General features: G+C 59.3%; 15 protein-coding genes. 9 read left to right on the plus strand and 6 right to left on the minus strand.

Going from position 1 to position 16,278, the window contains the following annotated elements; all coding sequences use genetic code 11:
• Positions 1-151 precede the first annotated feature (151 nt).
• The 5 genes from V2B23_RS16270 to V2B23_RS16290 all read right to left on the minus strand — a co-directional run bounded on the left by V2B23_RS16270 (position 152) and on the right by V2B23_RS16290 (position 5,253).
• Positions 152-1,630, minus strand: a complete 1,479-nt coding sequence (locus V2B23_RS16270; protein WP_033231583.1) for an aldehyde dehydrogenase family protein — start codon at positions 1,628-1,630, stop codon at positions 152-154.
• Between the two features lie 25 nt (positions 1,631-1,655).
• Positions 1,656-2,486, minus strand: a complete 831-nt coding sequence (locus V2B23_RS16275) for a mycofactocin-coupled SDR family oxidoreductase (protein ID WP_138868741.1) — start codon at positions 2,484-2,486, stop codon at positions 1,656-1,658.
• 54 nt (positions 2,487-2,540) lie between these two features.
• Positions 2,541-3,341 carry a carboxymuconolactone decarboxylase family protein gene (locus tag V2B23_RS16280; protein ID WP_095886937.1) on the minus strand — a complete coding sequence of 267 codons (801 nt, stop codon included), beginning with the start codon at positions 3,339-3,341 and terminating at the stop codon, positions 2,541-2,543.
• Positions 3,342-3,832: 491 nt separating this feature from the next.
• Positions 3,833-4,186 carry a VOC family protein gene (locus V2B23_RS16285; protein ID WP_430951299.1) on the minus strand — a complete coding sequence of 118 codons (354 nt, stop codon included), beginning with the start codon at positions 4,184-4,186 and terminating at the stop codon, positions 3,833-3,835.
• A gap of 470 nt (positions 4,187-4,656) precedes the next feature.
• Positions 4,657-5,253 (minus strand): TetR family transcriptional regulator, encoded by a 597-nt coding sequence (locus tag V2B23_RS16290; RefSeq protein ID WP_430951300.1) that lies wholly within the window; start codon positions 5,251-5,253, stop codon positions 4,657-4,659.
• A 402-nt stretch (positions 5,254-5,655) separates the two neighbouring features.
• On the opposite strand from V2B23_RS16290, the gene V2B23_RS16295 reads away from it, so the two are divergent.
• From V2B23_RS16295 to V2B23_RS16335, 9 genes are all read left to right on the plus strand, one after another.
• On the plus strand, positions 5,656-6,579 hold the full coding sequence (locus V2B23_RS16295; protein ID WP_430951301.1) for a TauD/TfdA dioxygenase family protein: 924 nt from the start codon (positions 5,656-5,658) through the stop codon (positions 6,577-6,579).
• A 482-nt stretch (positions 6,580-7,061) separates the two neighbouring features.
• On the plus strand, positions 7,062-8,357 hold the full coding sequence (locus V2B23_RS16300; protein WP_430951302.1) for a DUF1214 domain-containing protein: 1,296 nt from the start codon (positions 7,062-7,064) through the stop codon (positions 8,355-8,357).
• A 299-nt stretch (positions 8,358-8,656) separates the two neighbouring features.
• On the plus strand, positions 8,657-10,276 hold the full coding sequence (locus tag V2B23_RS16305; RefSeq protein ID WP_430951303.1) for an ABC transporter substrate-binding protein: 1,620 nt from the start codon (positions 8,657-8,659) through the stop codon (positions 10,274-10,276).
• An 82-nt stretch (positions 10,277-10,358) separates the two neighbouring features.
• Positions 10,359-11,489 (plus strand): DUF1214 domain-containing protein, encoded by a 1,131-nt coding sequence (locus V2B23_RS16310; protein WP_430951304.1) that lies wholly within the window; start codon positions 10,359-10,361, stop codon positions 11,487-11,489.
• Between the two features lie 309 nt (positions 11,490-11,798).
• Positions 11,799-12,578, plus strand: coding sequence for a DUF5984 family protein (locus V2B23_RS16315; protein WP_430951305.1), 780 nt, complete (start codon positions 11,799-11,801; stop codon positions 12,576-12,578).
• A 163-nt stretch (positions 12,579-12,741) separates the two neighbouring features.
• Positions 12,742-13,104 carry a GntR family transcriptional regulator gene (locus V2B23_RS16320; RefSeq protein WP_430951562.1) on the plus strand — a complete coding sequence of 121 codons (363 nt, stop codon included), beginning with the start codon at positions 12,742-12,744 and terminating at the stop codon, positions 13,102-13,104.
• A complete protein-coding gene (locus V2B23_RS16325) occupies positions 13,101-14,036 on the plus strand; it encodes an ABC transporter ATP-binding protein (protein ID WP_430951306.1) in 936 nt (311 codons plus the stop codon). Before V2B23_RS16320 ends, V2B23_RS16325 begins: the two co-directional genes overlap by 4 nt.
• Entirely contained in the window at positions 14,033-14,773 is a 741-nt protein-coding gene (locus V2B23_RS16330; RefSeq protein WP_430951307.1) for an ABC transporter permease, read from the plus strand. The genes V2B23_RS16325 and V2B23_RS16330 overlap by 4 nt, the downstream gene beginning before the upstream one ends.
• Positions 14,774-14,808: 35 nt before the next feature.
• Positions 14,809-15,213, plus strand: coding sequence for a nuclear transport factor 2 family protein (locus V2B23_RS16335; RefSeq protein ID WP_430951308.1), 405 nt, complete (start codon positions 14,809-14,811; stop codon positions 15,211-15,213).
• A gap of 25 nt (positions 15,214-15,238) precedes the next feature.
• Here the strand turns inward: V2B23_RS16335 and V2B23_RS16340 are convergent, their stop codons facing one another.
• Entirely contained in the window at positions 15,239-16,237 is a 999-nt protein-coding gene (locus V2B23_RS16340) for a hypothetical protein (protein WP_430951309.1), read from the minus strand.
• Positions 16,238-16,278: the final 41 nt, after the last annotated feature.

Raw genomic sequence — 16,278 nt, forward strand, 5'->3', positions numbered from 1 at the left:
GAAGCCTAAGTCCAAAGACTTAGGCTTCGATGCCCGGCCTCAAGGCGGGATGCGGCACGTGGCGTCCCCACACCCGACAAGCGCGGCACAGAAGGACGAAACCACCGAGCATGTGGCGAGGTACTCGAAGGGAAACTACGGCGATTCTCGATCACGACATTCCGATACGAATGTTCTTCACTTGCTGAAACTCGTGGAGACCCTCGAGTCCCCCTGCTCTACCTGTACCACTCTGTTTATAACCGCCGTAAGGACTTTGGGGTGAGATATCGCTGTTGCGATTGACCCAAACCGAACCTGCTTCGAGCTGACGCGCAACTCGATGTGCGCGTGTGAGGTCGTTGGTTTGAATGTAGGCGTTGAGTCCGAAAACGGTGTCGTTCGCGATGCCCACGGCCTGTGCTTCGTCGGTGAATCGCATTATCGAGACGACTGGGCCGAATGTTTCGATCCGGGCCAACGGTGAGTGATTGTCGACGTCGGTGAAGACGGTGGGTTCTATGAAGAAGCCGTCTGCCAGGTCTCCACCGAGTCGTTTGCCACCGGCGATGAGTTCACCCATCTCCTCGGTTGATGCCCGATCAATGGTCTCGAGGATGCGATCCGCCGCCACCTGACTTACCACTGGCCCGACTACGACGCTTGGATCGAAAGGTTCTCCGATTTTCACCGACTGCACCACAGCGAGAAATTTCTCGATGAACGCGTCGTAGACGGAGTCCTGCACAAGGATTCGACTACCACACGCACAGCTCTGACCGGCCTGTCCCAGTGGACCTTGAAACGCCGACAGTTTTGCCGCCGCATCCAGATCGGCGTCAGCGAAGACGATGTTGGCGGATTTGCCACCCAGTTCGGTGGCCACCGGGGTGAGATTGGCAGCAGCTTCGGCGATGATCTTTTTTGCGGTGTCACCTCCGCCTGTGAAGTGGATCTTGCTGATCCCGCGATGGCGGACGAGCGCGGCACCGCCTTCGGGTCCGGATGGCAGCACATTGACCAAACCGGGTGGTAGACCTACCTCGAGACAGAGTTCGCCGAATCGCAGTGATGTGAATGGGGAGAGTTCGGAAGGTTTGAGTACGACTGCGTTTCCGGCGGCGAGGGCAGGAGCAACGTTGAGTCCGACGACCACCATCGGCCCATTCCAGGGTGCGATGATGCCGACTACTCCGTAGGGCTCGCGTTCGATCAGGTTGACGTCGAACTTGTTGGACACGGGGGTACTCGATCCGTGGGCCTTGTCGACGTATCCGGCGTAGTACCGGATGAACTTTTCAGCCAATCCGATGTGCCCGGCACTCATCATTATCGGAACACCGAAGTCATGCACGTTGAGCCGCGCGAGACGATCGACGTCAGCTTTCACCGCGTCGGCGAGGTCGAACAAAAGGTCGCGACGACGCTCAGGCGTGTACGCGATCCACTCACGATGAGCCTCCCACGCAGACTTCACTGCACGGTCGATTTCGACTTCGCCGGCGATCTCGATCGTTGCGTTCCGTCGGCCGCTTGCCGGATACACGTGCTCGTACGATCCACCCGAGGAGCCCGAAACCCAGTCACTGCCGATGAGAAGTCCGCTGGGAAGTTCATCGAAAACGGTTGCAGCACCATATGTTGCAGTCATAGAACTTCCTTGTCTCGAATGACTGTCAGCGGATCATGAATCCGGCGTCGAGTGGCCATTGGATGCCGGTGATGAATTTGGCTTCATCGGAAACGAGATATGCGACAGCATTGGCGACGTCTTCACACTCGAGCATTTGCAGCGGTAAAGCGTTTTGCATCCCGGAGATCGAGTTCGAGCCGCCGGCAGCGGCATGCGCCATGAGGGCGTCCATCGCGGCATTCTGGGTCATCCCGCTGGCTACTCCGGTGGGATGGATGGTGTTGACCCGAATCCATTCCGGGGCGAGATGTGCTGCCAAACCCTGCATCAGAGCCACAACGCCACGTTTGGCAGACGCGTACGCATTGCCGCTGGCTGACAACGACGAGGAAGCTTTGAGACCGGCAGTCGAACTGGTGATGACGATCGACCCGCCGCGCGCAGCCTCGCGCATGGCAGGCAGCGCCGCTCGCACCGTGTGATAAACCCCGGTCAGATTGGTGTCGATGACATCGTTCCAGTCCGCCAGAAAATCCTCCGATTCTGCCCCCATCCGGATGATGCCTGCATTGGCAATAACAATGTCGACGCGACCGAACTGTTCGTACCCCTCCTCGAAGGCGGCAGTGAGTTGTCGATAGTTCCGCACGTCAGCTTTCAGGCCGACCATGCGCCGAGATTCCTTCTCCACCAACCGCACTGTCTCTTCGAGGTCAGCTTCGCTGGCATTCGGATAGGTCATCGAGTCCACGTTCTCGCAGATATCAACGCCAATGATGTCGACGCCTTCACGGGCGAGTCGTATCGCATGCGCTCGGCCCTGTCCCCGCCCGGCTCCGGTGATAAAAGCGACGCGGCCTTCTAATCCTGACATGTTCGAAGTTCTCCTTTATTCATCAACTTTTCGAATGTAATTTCTGGCGACGTACTAGGCGCTCTCATGTCGGACGCCGCCAACGGCAGTCCGGGCCAGGCTCAGTCGATCCCATGCTTCGTCGGCAGTCGTCTGTAGGGCTTCACCTTTGGCAAATCCCGAGTATGCGGATAGCTGGAGAACTACTTCATCCATCTCCGACTTGGTGATATCGCCCGATTCCAAGGCCGAGCCGACATGTGATTGCAGCGGCGTCACTGCATCGTTCACCGCCACGGATGCAACAGTGATGAACCGTCGATCCCGCCTCGTCAAACCCGGGCGCTGCCAGACGTGTCCAAAGACGAAGTTCAAGATCCCGGCGTGAATATAGGGAGTATCGGGCGATGGAGCGTCGATCAGATTGACGTCCATGAATTCTTTTACACCACGTTCGATCCGATCGTCCCAATCATTGAGCCCGAGAGTGTCATTGCTCGCAGGTTCAATTGGGGAACGCTCGAGACCTCGGTCCTTCTCTATACGGGCCCACTGGCGGCGAACGACGCCTTCGAGATGTGAAGCTTTGGGCCAACCGTTGTACACAGCGAAATGCAAGACAAACTCGAGCATCTCGTCGACGGTCATGTCACCGCTGTTCAGCGCGGCATAGACCTGATCGTCAATGGCGCGAGGCGCAACAGCGGCCCCAACGCAGGTCAGTGTGACCCAACGCCTGTTTCGCCGGCTCAATCCGGGACGAGACCAGATCTCGCCGAATACGAAGTCTTGGTTTGCCTTGTCGAACGCCGAACCGACCTCGGCCGGCCGAGTCGTCATCACCGCGTATACAGCTTCCTCACCTAGATTTTCCATCCCTGTACTCACCTTTCAGTCGTTGGACTGAACTCTAAGTCGTGGGACTTGTTTATGTCCAGCATGGGTTTTCTCGCGCCATGCCCGAACTGCCGTCATATCGCCAAATTCGGGTGGTGGGGGCCCATCGTTCCGGGGAGCAATTTCGGTCGGACCAGAGCGGGAGATCGTCAGCCACGCCACACTCATGATGCTCGAACATGCACTGCTACAAAAGAAACCGGATCGATCGGGAAGCTCGAAACCCCATGCGGCGATGCGAGGTCAGTGATCTCGACGATGCCGGAATGTTGGACGTTGACGCTCGCCTACCGTGTGGAGCGCGCCCAACGGACACCGGCCTCGTCGAACAGGACACCCACGAGGCCCACACCGAAAGTACTTTTCGTCAGTCAACCGAGTACGAGAAGTAGCGAGCACTGTTGCACCACTTCCAAGTCCCGTTCCCGACAGCTGAACACTACGAACCGTTACATGAGGCGTAGTTCCGGTCAGTAGTGGATCCGGAACCCGCCGATGAACGTCAGGGTGTTGCCGTCAGGGTCGCTGATACTCGACAGCTGCACGCCTTTGTTTGCATCCACCACCGCATCCAACGTCAGTCCTCGCAGCCCGACTGCCTCGCGGTGCGTCATGAGGTCGTCCACGGCAAAGTTGAGCAGCGCCTGACCCGCGCGGCGAGTGTCCACCGTGACCTGTACCCATCCGGCGTCAGTCACACGCCACTCTGCCAAGTTCACCATCGGACGATTGTCAGGCCCGCGTCCGAACAGACTCGAGTACCACTGCACTGCCTCTGCGAGGTCTCGAACGGGGACAACAGCGAGAACATGATCGATCGACATGAGTTTGTACCTCTCGACGTAAACAATGGCGCTCGTACTCTGATACTGACCTGGGAGACCGCGCTAATTCATCGGCGAGTTTTCATCTGCGAGTTTGTGGCGGGTCACCTTGGCCTGCCCTCGCTACCTGGTGGTCACCGGTAGATCGACACGGCTCCTGCGCCTACTTACAAGGTTCCTTCGCCGAACTGTTGGCGAGAACGCTGGATCGAGCTTTCACTCAGCAGCCGGCCTACCGAACTCAGGGGTTACCGACGACGCCATTTCTCGAGCAGAGATGTCACTTCAGGTTCAACAGAAATCCGTGCGGGCACCGATACGCTTCCATGCCTCCATCCCAGGGGGGACAAGATGCCACTCGATCGTTCGAACATGTTGATAGTCAATATGGTTCCGATACCGCACAGTTGGTGAGGCCCTTACGCTGGCCTCACTCGACGATTTCGTTCCCAATCCGGCGCAACGCGAAGTCATTTGGCGGGTTCGCTCTGGGTCAGTGCCGTGTGGGAGTCGAAGGCTTCGTCGAGGATGGTGAGCCAGTTGACGGATCCCTCATGCGCGCACCACTCGTCGTCGGCAAAGCTCACGATAGCGAACGCAATAGCAGCAGTGAGTCGGACGTTCCGGCCAGGGTAGGTAACTGGGCGTTTCTCCAGGACAGCTGCGACCTCGCGCTGCCATCGTTGAGCGACCAAGTGGGCGCGCCCACGCAACACGGGAGTGTCAGCAACCACGCGGTGCTGACGCAGGCGGCGCGCTCGCTCATCGCCGTGCACTTCCCGAACACGAAATATGCGTAATACCTGGTGGATCGCTTCAAGATCCGCCTCGTGCGTCGGTCGCGCCTCGAGCGCGGCGCAGAAGTCAGGGACAGTCCATTCGGCGTCGACGAAGAGGACCTCTTCCTTCGACCGAAAGTAGCGAAAGAAGGTCGTTACCGACACCTCGGCGTCGTTGGCGATTTCCTCGACCGTGGTTACGTCGTAACCGTTTTCAGCGAACCGCTCTAAGGCGACATCGACAAGGCGATGCCGCGTTGCAAGCTTCTTGCGTTCTCGTAGACCCATAGTGGTCTCAGCGTACGGTGGACTGCGCAGGACCTGCCACACACTCGGCGTCGCAGATAGACATCAGCCCATTTCACGGACCAGCGGCACGGTTGGTGAGTGATCTAAAAAATGGTAGTTGACTAACATTTGGTAGTTGACTTATGATTTCCCCGTGGCCATGGCCTCCACCTGCAGGACAACACCACACAACGTGCCTGAAGGGCGCCGACACTACAGACTTGGTCACTGCCTGGCTTGCCGCAGAGGGGACGCCGGCAATGACCTGTGTACCGATGCGCATCGCCACGAAAAGGAATGCGCGCCAGAGTGATCCAATTTCTTGTCAACCGCAAGTATCACCAGACGCGGACGCTGTAATTCAGCACCTAAATTCGGCCGATCCCCAAGAAAGGTAAAGAAATGGATTCATCTAATCTTGCCGTCGATTCTCAAGCCCCCGATGTACACGAGAGCCGGCGCATGCGCATCACACCACTAAGTGCCAACATTGGAGCACTCGTAGAAGGAGTCAGCCTCAACGCCCTCAGCGAGGATGAGTTCGACGAACTGCACCAGACCTTACTGAAGCATCACGTGATCTTTCTCCGCGATCAAAACTTGTCGGAAGCGGATCACGTCGCCCTCGCAAATCGGTGGGGCACTCCGATGGCTAACCCGGTAGCGAAACTCCACGGCGACGAAACAGTCTTACATTCCGTCGAAAACAACGCGAAAAAGCCGCCTCTTGCAGACGGATTCCATACCGATCTCACCTACTGGCCGGAGCCACCTAACCTGGCCATCCTCTACGCGCTCGACATCCCCGCAGTGGGAGGCGATACCCTCTGGGCCAGTCTGTACGCCGTCTACGACAGCCTGTCCGACGAAATGAAGCGAGTATGCCAGGACTTGCGCGCATTGCATAAGCCCTCCGACCACTTTATTCAGGCAAATGTGGCCATGTACGGAGATGAATCTGAGCAGGTAATCCGGCAGAATCTTCAGGGCGCGATTCTTCCGTTCGTCCGTACCCACGAAGAGACTGGGCGTCAAGCCTTGTTCCTGAGCTCCTTCATCGATCACCTTGTGGGCATGCACAGACCGGAGAGCGATGCGCTTCTTGGTTACCTGAAAAATCTCGTCAATAATCCGAATTATGCAGTTCGGTGGCGTTGGCGAGCGGGCGACGTCGCGATTTGGGATGAGCGCTGCACGAATCACCGCGCGCTTTCGGATCACTACCCTCAGTACCGGCTGATGCGCCGCTGCACGGTCGAAGGAGGGCGACCCTTCTACCGTCCGGACGGAGCGTCGGAACCCTTGTTTGAAGGAACCTTCGCCTGACAACGATCTGCCCTCCGTTCGAAGCGCACACAATCTTTCAAGTGCTGGTGCGACAACCCGCATCGTCTGCAACTACTTTTCTTAATCCCTGCCCCGACAGTTGCCCGTAGACGACCCGCAACACCGCCTTGAGACGTCTCCCGCGCCGCTGAAATCGTCCGAATTACATTCTCCGCGTTGACAAGTCCTGAACGAGCAACAGAGAATTTCCGTTCACAGGGACCTGTAGGCGGTTCCTGCGAGCACGGCCGATTTCAGCAACTACAGTGAAAACGACAGTTCCGTCGGAACTTGTTCCGATGCGTCTCGAGATGGGTGCCACCTTCCGCGGCCTGGATCGGGGATCGTGCACACGATAAACCTTGAATCACCGTTCTCCGTAAGGTTCTTTCGAAATACACGAAGCGGCACCTGGTAGCGGCTGAGCTGCAACAGATCCGCCGTCTTCGCCTCAGGTACCAGCTAGGAGGAGTGAATACCAGATGGAACGTATCGAAACCTCGACCGGCGTCAATTATGTTGGCACCCTTGCAACTCCACCTCAACGTGACGGTGAAGAACTGACCCGATACATTCTGGAAACAGACACCTACCGCACTGCGATACGACGTGTCGAGATGCTCTACGAGGCGGACCCACAGGGGTCGACACCGACAGGAAAAACGACGATCAGCAGGGCTGCGCATTCCCTTGCCACCGCGGTGACCCAATATGCTATCTGCTCGGACCCGGAAAACCCGATGCTCATGTGGGGCGTAACCGCTCCACACGAGTTTCAAGGACTGAGTTCCCCGAGGTCCGGTTTCGGAATCGAGAACCCGGACAACGTTTACCGGCACACAGCGGTATCGGGATCCTCGACATACGAAATCCGCGGAAAGATCAACCACCCTAGACCGACCGAGCAGCACTTCGAGATGCGCGCCGCCATCCCTGGGACCACCGCCCTCACCGCCGAAGGCGGCATACAACTCACAGGCCTGCACAGCGACGACATCACGGTCGAAGCGGACGGATCCTTCGTCATCACACTAGACGCCCACCCCGCCAACAGGCGGACCAACCACATCCAGATCCCCGCAGAGCAGGATTCGTTCCTGATCATCCGGGACCTCCTCAACGACTGGTCAACGGAGAATGTTGTCCAACTAGAACTGGTACGCACTGCAGGTCCTGCGGCTCGCGAGCCGCGGAGCTTGGAACAGCTGACTACACGTTCGGTGGAGTTGCTGACACAAATGGCACCGTTCTGGCTCGACTACTTCAACCAGTACTTCTATACCGAGGCAGCAAATTACGTGCGTCCGGCGCGTCGTCGTCCCGCAGGTCGTGGACTGTCGACGGGGGGATGGTTTGACGTGAAGGATGGAGAAGCGTTGGTTGTCACCCTCGATCCACTCGGTGCTGCGTCCCTCGGCATCCAACTTTCCGACCCGTGGGGAGTGGCTTACGAGTACATCGACCGAACAAGTAGCTTGAATACCATTCAGGCAGAGGCTAATCCAAATGGTACGTACTCATTTGTCATCTCCCGTGAGGATCCGGGCGCCTACAATTGGCTCGACCCCGAAGGTCATAACTCGGGAATGATCGCAATCCGTTGGCAGTCCCTTCCAGCCAACGCTCCCGTTGAGTTGGCCATCCGGTGCTCCGAAGTTGTCAACCTGGATCAACTCAGAGAGCGTCTACCGGCACGTACTTCCTTCATCACCGCACAGCAACGTAAACACCAGCAGACCTTCAGAGCCTGCAGCTTCTTGCGTCGATACACCGAGTAACGCACTTGTAGATTACTGAAAACGAGTCGATCGGATCGATCGCCTTGATCAACTCACTCGAATCGACTTGTCGTGCGGGCACAGCTACAGGAATGTATGAACCAATGACTGCAGCCGGCGATAGAACCTGTCTCACGGCCGAACACGAGTGCAACTCGAAATTCGCTTGCTCGCAACAGAACCCTGCCGTCCGCCAGGTTCCGATGAGCGGGACAACTCAACCTTCATCATGATGCACGTCACACAATAGGGAATCTTCGCTGAAGATTTCACTCATTCTTCCACTTGGAGGCGTCCCAATGACTCGTAGCTCCCTTCGTCGTCCGCGCAGATTGACCGCGGCTACGCTGGCGATCACCGCAAGTATGTTTCTGGCGTCGTGCGCAAACAACGAATCGAACGGCGGTGCAGGGGAATCCGCAGAATCGGGTTCCGCGCTCGAGATCGGCATGGTCAACGAACAACTAGAGCCCGGCACGCCCAACAAGGGTGGAACATTGACGTTCAGCGGTTTCTCCGCGGTGACGACACTTGATCCGGCGAAGTCTCAGGCCGCCGGAGCCGCCGGTGGAAGTGAACTCGGAGCAATCTACGACTCACTGGTGCGATACGACCCCATCGAGAAGACGTTCGTTCCGCAGTTGGCACAATCTCTCGAGCCCAGCACCGACAGCAAGACCTGGACATTGAAGCTCAGGAATGGCGTAACCTTCAGCGACGGATCACCTTTCGACGCCGCTGCCGTCACGGGGAGCATCAACCGGTACCTCACGAATAAGGGGCCGCAGTCGAGCCTGTGGGCAGCCAAGGTTGCCTCGATGGACACCCCGGACGCGTCGACGGTTGTCTTCAACCTCGTCGACCCGTGGACCGGTATACAGGCGATGCTGGCCACGGGGCCCGGCATGATCGTCGCCCCGTCCGCGCAACGCGGTGATCAGTTCACGCCCATCGGCGCCGGTGCATTCACACTCGAAAAGTTCAATCCCAACGAGGAACTGTTGCTCGCAGCGCGCCCTGACTACTACGGCGGTGCACCTAATCTCGACAAGCTCAAGCTCATCAGCATCGTCGGAGCCCAGCCCACCGCTGAGGCTCTCAAGACCGGTGGCATCGATGCTGCATATATGCGTACGCTCGCCCCGATGCTCGATCTGATCGAGAACGGTAACCCGGGCTTCATCGACATCCCGTCGCTCGGTTACCTTGCGAACGTGAACATGGCTCCGGGGCGTCCCGGCGCGGATCTGCGAGTTCGGCAGGCAATGGCATTGGCGATCGACCCGGAGACGCTCAATACCCGTGTCAACAACGGCAAGGGCCTTCCCGGACAGGTGATCTTCCAGGACACCTCGCGCTGGCACAACGATGTCGCACCGACCGGTGTGGATCCGGCCAAGGCCAAGGAACTGCTCGATGCGGCCAAGGCGGACGGCTTCGACGGCAAGGTCACCTTCCTCTCCATCCAGGAACCGTCCTCACAGGCAACAGCCCTTGCTGTGCAGGCAATGCTCAATGCGGTCGGATTCGACATCCAGATCGAATATGTCACCAGCGCAAGCGACGTCACTAAACGCGTCTTGGTGGATCACGACTACGATATGGGGACCGGCGCGCTCAGCCTGTCCGAAGCCGATCCATTTGAACGCCTGTATGCCAGTCTCAAGACGGGTGGCCGTAACAACGCCACCGGTTACTCGGATGCCCAGATGGATGTCCTACTCGATCAACTCGGAGTCGCTACCACCGACGAGGACAAGAAAGCCGTCCTCGCCGAGATCCAGCAACGCGCCACCGACACTGTCCCCTGGCAGATTTGGGGCAATGTCCCCACACTGGACGTGTGGAACAAGAACGTCCACGGCCTCCAGCAGAGCATCGACGGCATCATGTTCTTCGACGAAGCCTGGAAGGAGTGATCCGGTTGGAGGCCAACAGCACAATGCCGGCTTCGATGTTCGGTAATTGCGCCTCGCCGCACGCCCCACACCGGACTGCATCATGACGCTGCCTGGGCAGGCTAGCGTTCCTGCAGAAGCATTCACGTATCTCGCCGACATGATCAGGGACTTCCCCGAAAAACTCGCGCAACTGCCGATGCCCGACCATGCCATCGACGCCGCCGAGGGCAACCGACTGTTCCTGCGATACCTGACGATCGGGATCGAGCAATTCATCGAGTACACCGACCCCGCCTACCCGGACTTCCAGCAGAAGACCCGAGCAGGAGTGCGAAAGTTCGCGGGAGACAGCCCTGCTCAGCTGTACGACTCGAGCGCCGTGTCGTCGAAGTACCAGTACATCGTCACGGGAAGCATGGCCGAGACGGAACTCATCGAGTTCACCGTCTACTCAGGCGATTTGAGCGGCGCCAACCAAACGCCGCGACGTCTCATCGATGCGATCACAGAAGCCGAGATCGACACCACGACGGACGGCAGCTTCACACTCACAGTTGCCGCCGGCCATGAAGGACGCAACGGGGTGAAACTCGATGCAGACGCCAACTCCCTTTCGGTTAGGCGATATCTCCGTGATCCTCGCGTCGACAAGCCGCGACCATTGTCCATTCAAAGAATCGGCGGGCCCGTAAATCCACCTCCCATCACCGCCGAGACCTTGGCCACCGGACTAGAGCGCGCCGCGCAGTTCGCGTGGTTCAACACCCGAACTTGGGCACAGTGGGTGGAGAAAAACAAGACCGAGAAGTTCAACACCCTCAGCCCCATGCACGATTCGGGCGACATCTTCACCCCGGTCGGACACAAATACATGAACGGCTACTGGTCGGTGCCGGAGGGGTATGCGCTAAGTATCTCGTTCACACCACCTACGGGAGCGTACTGGAGCTTCGTCCCGATGAACTACTGGATGGAGTCCCTCGAATGGCGCTTCGGCAACCGCGTCTACGCCACCAGCTTCGATACCGAAGCTGACGAAACCGGGCGGATCGAATTAGTTTTGGCGCACAATGATCCCACGATTCCTGGCGCGACCTGGTTGGAGACGCTCGGGCACAGCGAAGGCACAATGGCGTTCCGATTCGCACGCTGCCACAACGAATTGCCTGAGACAACGGTCGAACTCGTCCGTCTGGAACAGAACTCGACACATGAGCGGGAGCCGCAGTAGAAACCAATACCGACGCATACGCCCCTGCTACCGCAGTCTCCACACGACCTCGCCCCGTCGCGCCACGGCGGTACGACGCATCGAGCCCGTGTGTGCGACTCGGGGCGATTGTGTTCGTCACGTTGGTTGCAGCGATTCTCCACGGGCCATTGCACGCAGCGTGGTTGGCCCTCGGAAAGCGATACTGGACGAACTCCTCTGCCCCGCTGCTTGTTTCTGTCGATTCATACGTGTCAACGACGAGATTCGCAGCTACTCTCGCGCGAAAGTCTGTGGACGGCGAATGCGGCGATAGGGTTACATCGAGCCATGATGCGTTTCCAGTTCGAGCTGGTACCGGTGGACGAGGTCGAACCGTGGGGAGAGAACCGGAACCTGCACTGGTTCGGACTCACCGAGGGCTGGTACTGCCTCGAGGTGGGTGGAGTCGAGTTGTTGCGTTATACCGAGCAAACCACGGCCAGGCGCTTCCCCGCCCACGGCCGACCGGTCCCCCCGTGGGCGAACTACTACGTGGTCCGCCTCTGGGAAGACATGCTGCAAGCGTTGCCCCACATCCTGGAACCGGTGCCGAGTGATCTGGTGGATTTCGTGACCGCCGGCTGGTCCATCGACTTCGATGACATCGACAACGCAGAGTTCCTGGACGACGAGCTGATCGAGGCGGCCATCGCTGCCTACGGTGATCGAAGCGTCGACACGGGTTATCTACGTTTCGGACCCGAACTACAGTGGTGGCGCACGCCGACGCCGGTAGACACCGTCAACGTGGGCTGGCGGTTCCCTGTCGACCCCGACGGCGAAGTCGCGTTCACTGCGCCGCTATCGGGCCGGGCATCGGTCACTACTGATGAATTTATCTCCGCAGTAACGGATTTCGACGACCAACTTCTCGAAGACATGCAGCGGCGGGTGGACAGGATCGCCGCGACCGGCGTTCCCCCGATGACTGACGTCGACATCCCCGGCCTGATCCGGGAACAGGCCGAGCGGCGAACCCTGCTGTCGCAAGCGATGGCGCACCAAGTGAACACCGACTGGGATGCGGTACGGGCTGGCGTGTCGATCCTGGCTCGACATTCGAGGTGAGTTCCAGCTCACCTCATTCACATCACTGAACGAGCCGATGCTGCAGGAATTCTCAGGCCACACCTGAACGGGCACGACGTCACCGGGGTTGCCAACACCCCTCACTAAGTTCTATGGTTCATTACATGAGTAACGAACCTGTGTGCCCCGGGAGCCGGTCATCGTGATCGACGACGGACGACCACTGTTCCAGCAGATCGCCGAGCAGATCGAAAGCTCGATCATCGACGGCTCACTGCCGGAAGACGAGCAGGTGCCCTCGACCAACGAACTTGCGGCGTTCCACCGGATCAACCCGGCGACGGCAGCCAAGGGCCTCAATCAGCTTGTAGCCGAGGGGATCCTCTACAAGAAGCGAGGAATCGGAATGTTCGTCACTCTCGGTGCGCGCGACGCGCTCAGGTTCAGACGCCGAGAAGCGTTCTCGCGTCAGTACATCGAGCCGCTCGTGGCGGAGGCCGAACGTCTCCAGATTCCCCTCGAAGAACTCAAATCCATGTTGGACGACAGGAAGGTGGCCCGATGAACGCAAGCATTACGACGGCAGAGTCCGATGTCAGGCGTTTCACCGAATCCGAACTCGTCGCCTCGATGCGCGCGGTGAGCAGGAGATACGGGGATGTCGATGCTCTCTCAGACGTCTCGTTCAAGATCGAGCGCAACAAGATCTACGGCCTGCTCGGCCGTAACGGCGCAGGCAAGACGACGATCATGCAAATTCTGACCGGGCAGGACCTGCACACCAGCGGCGACGTCGAGGTATTCGGCGACACCCCGTTCGAAAATGCCGACGTCTTGATGAACGTGTGCTTTGTCAAGGAAAGCCAGACCTACCCCGAAGACCTCCGGGTCAAGCACGTACTCGTCGCCGCGGGCCATCTGCTGCCGAACTGGGACCACACGTTCGCCGAGACGCTGCTCGGCGACTTCCAGCTTCCTCTGGGCCGCAAGGTGAAGAAGCTGTCGCGCGGCATGCGGTCGGCACTGGGGGTAGTAATCGGGCTCGCATCCCGCGCACCGCTGACGCTCTTCGACGAACCATATCTCGGTCTCGATGCCGTTGCGCGCCAACTATTTTACGACCGTCTGCTTGCCGACTACGCCGAACATCCACGTACCGTGGTGCTTTCGACTCACCTGATCGACGAGGTGGCAAATCTGCTCGAGCACGTGATCGTCGTCGACCACGGCCGAATCGTGCTCGACGAGGACGCGGACACACTGCGCAGCCGCGCAGTAGTGGCAACCGGCCCCCTCGCTGCCGTAGATGCTTTTGCCGCGACCGGCACGGTTCTGCACCGTGAGACGCTCGGCACCCACGCCCGCATCACTGTGCAGGCCGACGTGACCGATACCTCGCGGAACCTATTACGGGAGGCTGGGGTCGAACTGGAGCCGGCATCTTTGCAGGAACTTGTCATCGCGACCACCACACAGCGCAGGGAGACCACCGCATGAGCATCGCAGCGACACAACCGCGCACGATCCCGAAGGCGCCCACCCGGTCCCGGATCGGCTCCGTCCTCCGACTGCATACAGTCGCCTGGCCGCTGCTGATCGCCTGGCCGGTCGGCATCCTGTTGGTTTCGTTCCTGATCAGCTTCACCATCTACGCGATCGTCGGGAACGAGCAGGGCGAGGGCTTCACCGGCAGTGTGTTCTCCGTCTACGGTTTCGTGCTCGCGTTCTACCTCCAGTCGATGGCCCAGACATTCCCGTTCGCGCTCGGACTGAGCGTGACTCGCCGCGAGTTCTTCACCGCCACAACGGTGATGGCGCTGGCGCAGTCGGCAGTCTTCGCGATCGTGCTGCAGCTGCTGTCAGTGGTGGAATCCGCTACCGACGGCTGGGGTGTACATATGCGCATGTTCGGCATCGCACGCTATTTCACCGACAGCACGGCCGTGCAGTTGCTTTCACTGTTCGCAACGCTGCTACTGACCAGTTCGGTCGCAATGTTGACAGGCGCGATCTACCAGCGCTGGAGGATCACCGGTCTGCTGGCTTCCCTCACCGGACTCCTCGGCACGCTCGGCCTGTCAGTGATCGTGATCACCTGGGCTCGCTGGTGGCCGGCGATCGGTTCGTGGTTTGTCGATGTCCCCCGAGTGGTGCCGATGACGCTTCTACCGCTGGTCGTGGCAATCGCGTGCATCGCCGGAGCCTGGGCGACGCTGCGCCGCGCAACGCCGTAACGGCCACGATCACTTAAACGAGCCGAGGAGCGATGATGAACAAGGACGCCCCAACAGGCACGGGTGATGGTGCGCTGACGGAGATACTCGCAATCCACGAGCAGTGGTCCAAGGCGATCGTCTCGAACGACGCCGAACGAATCGGCAGATTCATGACGGATGACTGGGTGATCGTGTCCGACTCGGGCATCACTTCAAAAGAACAATTCCTGTCCATTGTCCGGTCTGGCGAGCTCACCCACTCGACGTTCGACCGCGTTACCGACGCCAGAGTCCGCACTTATGGTGACACCGCGGTTCTGACAGCGCGGTTGACGAACACTGCGCACTACCGCGGCCAGCAATTCGAGGCCGACGAGTGGACTACCGACGTCTTCGTTCTACGGAATGGCCGCTGGCTGTGCGTGTTGAGCCATATCACCGCAGCTGCCACTCCCTGATTCTTGCTCGTGCAGGTTGTCGGCGTCAGCCGATGATGTTGCTCGCCTGGTTGCTCCACGCCGGCAGACTGAACAGCTCACCGGAGCCGGAGATGAAGGCACTGTGCGCCTGCGCGTCTCCGCGCAATTTGTCCATGTTCCAGGCAGTGAGAACACCGAGGAACCCCTGCACCCCGCTGACGCAGCCCGGATCGTTTGCAGGGCAGCCTGGTTGCCCCTGAATGTCGTTGTGGTTCGGGCCGTTCAGAGTCGCGCGCACCTTCTCCACAGAGTCCGGAGTGGCACCGAAATAGCCCTCCGCGGACTGCGCTCCGATCAGGTCCCACGGCAACGGCTGCGCGGACTGCGAGATCGGGCTGTTGGAGCCGTTGACGTACAGAACGGAACCCGTGGTCAGCGCCCGCGGGTCGGTGCAGACGTTCATCGCCGCATCCGCTTTGGGCAGGCCACACATGTACTGCCCCGGAAGCTCAATGGGGACAGCGGTTTTCAGTTCGCCGCCGGCACTGATCGCCGCGTTGAGGGCACCGACCGCCCCCTGGGAGTGCCCCATCGCACCAACGTTGCCGGTATCCAGGGTCTGATAGAAGATGCTCGACGGACCGCTGTCCTCATGCCGGAGGAAATCCACTGCCTCCAGCATTTCCTGACCCGTGCCGGTATTGGTGTTATCGGCCGCGATCACCACGAAACCCCACGACGCCAGATGGGAGAGCAGATAGTCGTACTGGAAGGGGTGTGCCCACGTCCCGTCACCCCAAGTGATGATCGGGTGTCGATCTCCATTCGATCCCAGGTCAGTGGGGTACCAGACGTCGAACTTGCTGCCGGAGGAGTCGCAACAACCGAAACCTTGCTGACTGGTCACCTCCCACGGACCTCGCTCGGAGTACGTGGCGTCGACGGTGCTGCCGTTCGCGACAGGCTCACTTGTTCCACCCGCCTGCGCTGTGCCGGCGGATCCCAGCAGAACCAGAGTTGCAGCGGCGAGGAGCACGACGCTCTTGCTCATCAGACTTTTCATGTGACGCACCCTAACGACGAGACCTAATCAAAATTAGGCTT

Source organism: Rhodococcus sp. 24CO, assembly GCF_050586165.1.
GTDB lineage: Bacteria > Actinomycetota > Actinomycetes > Mycobacteriales > Mycobacteriaceae > Rhodococcus_F.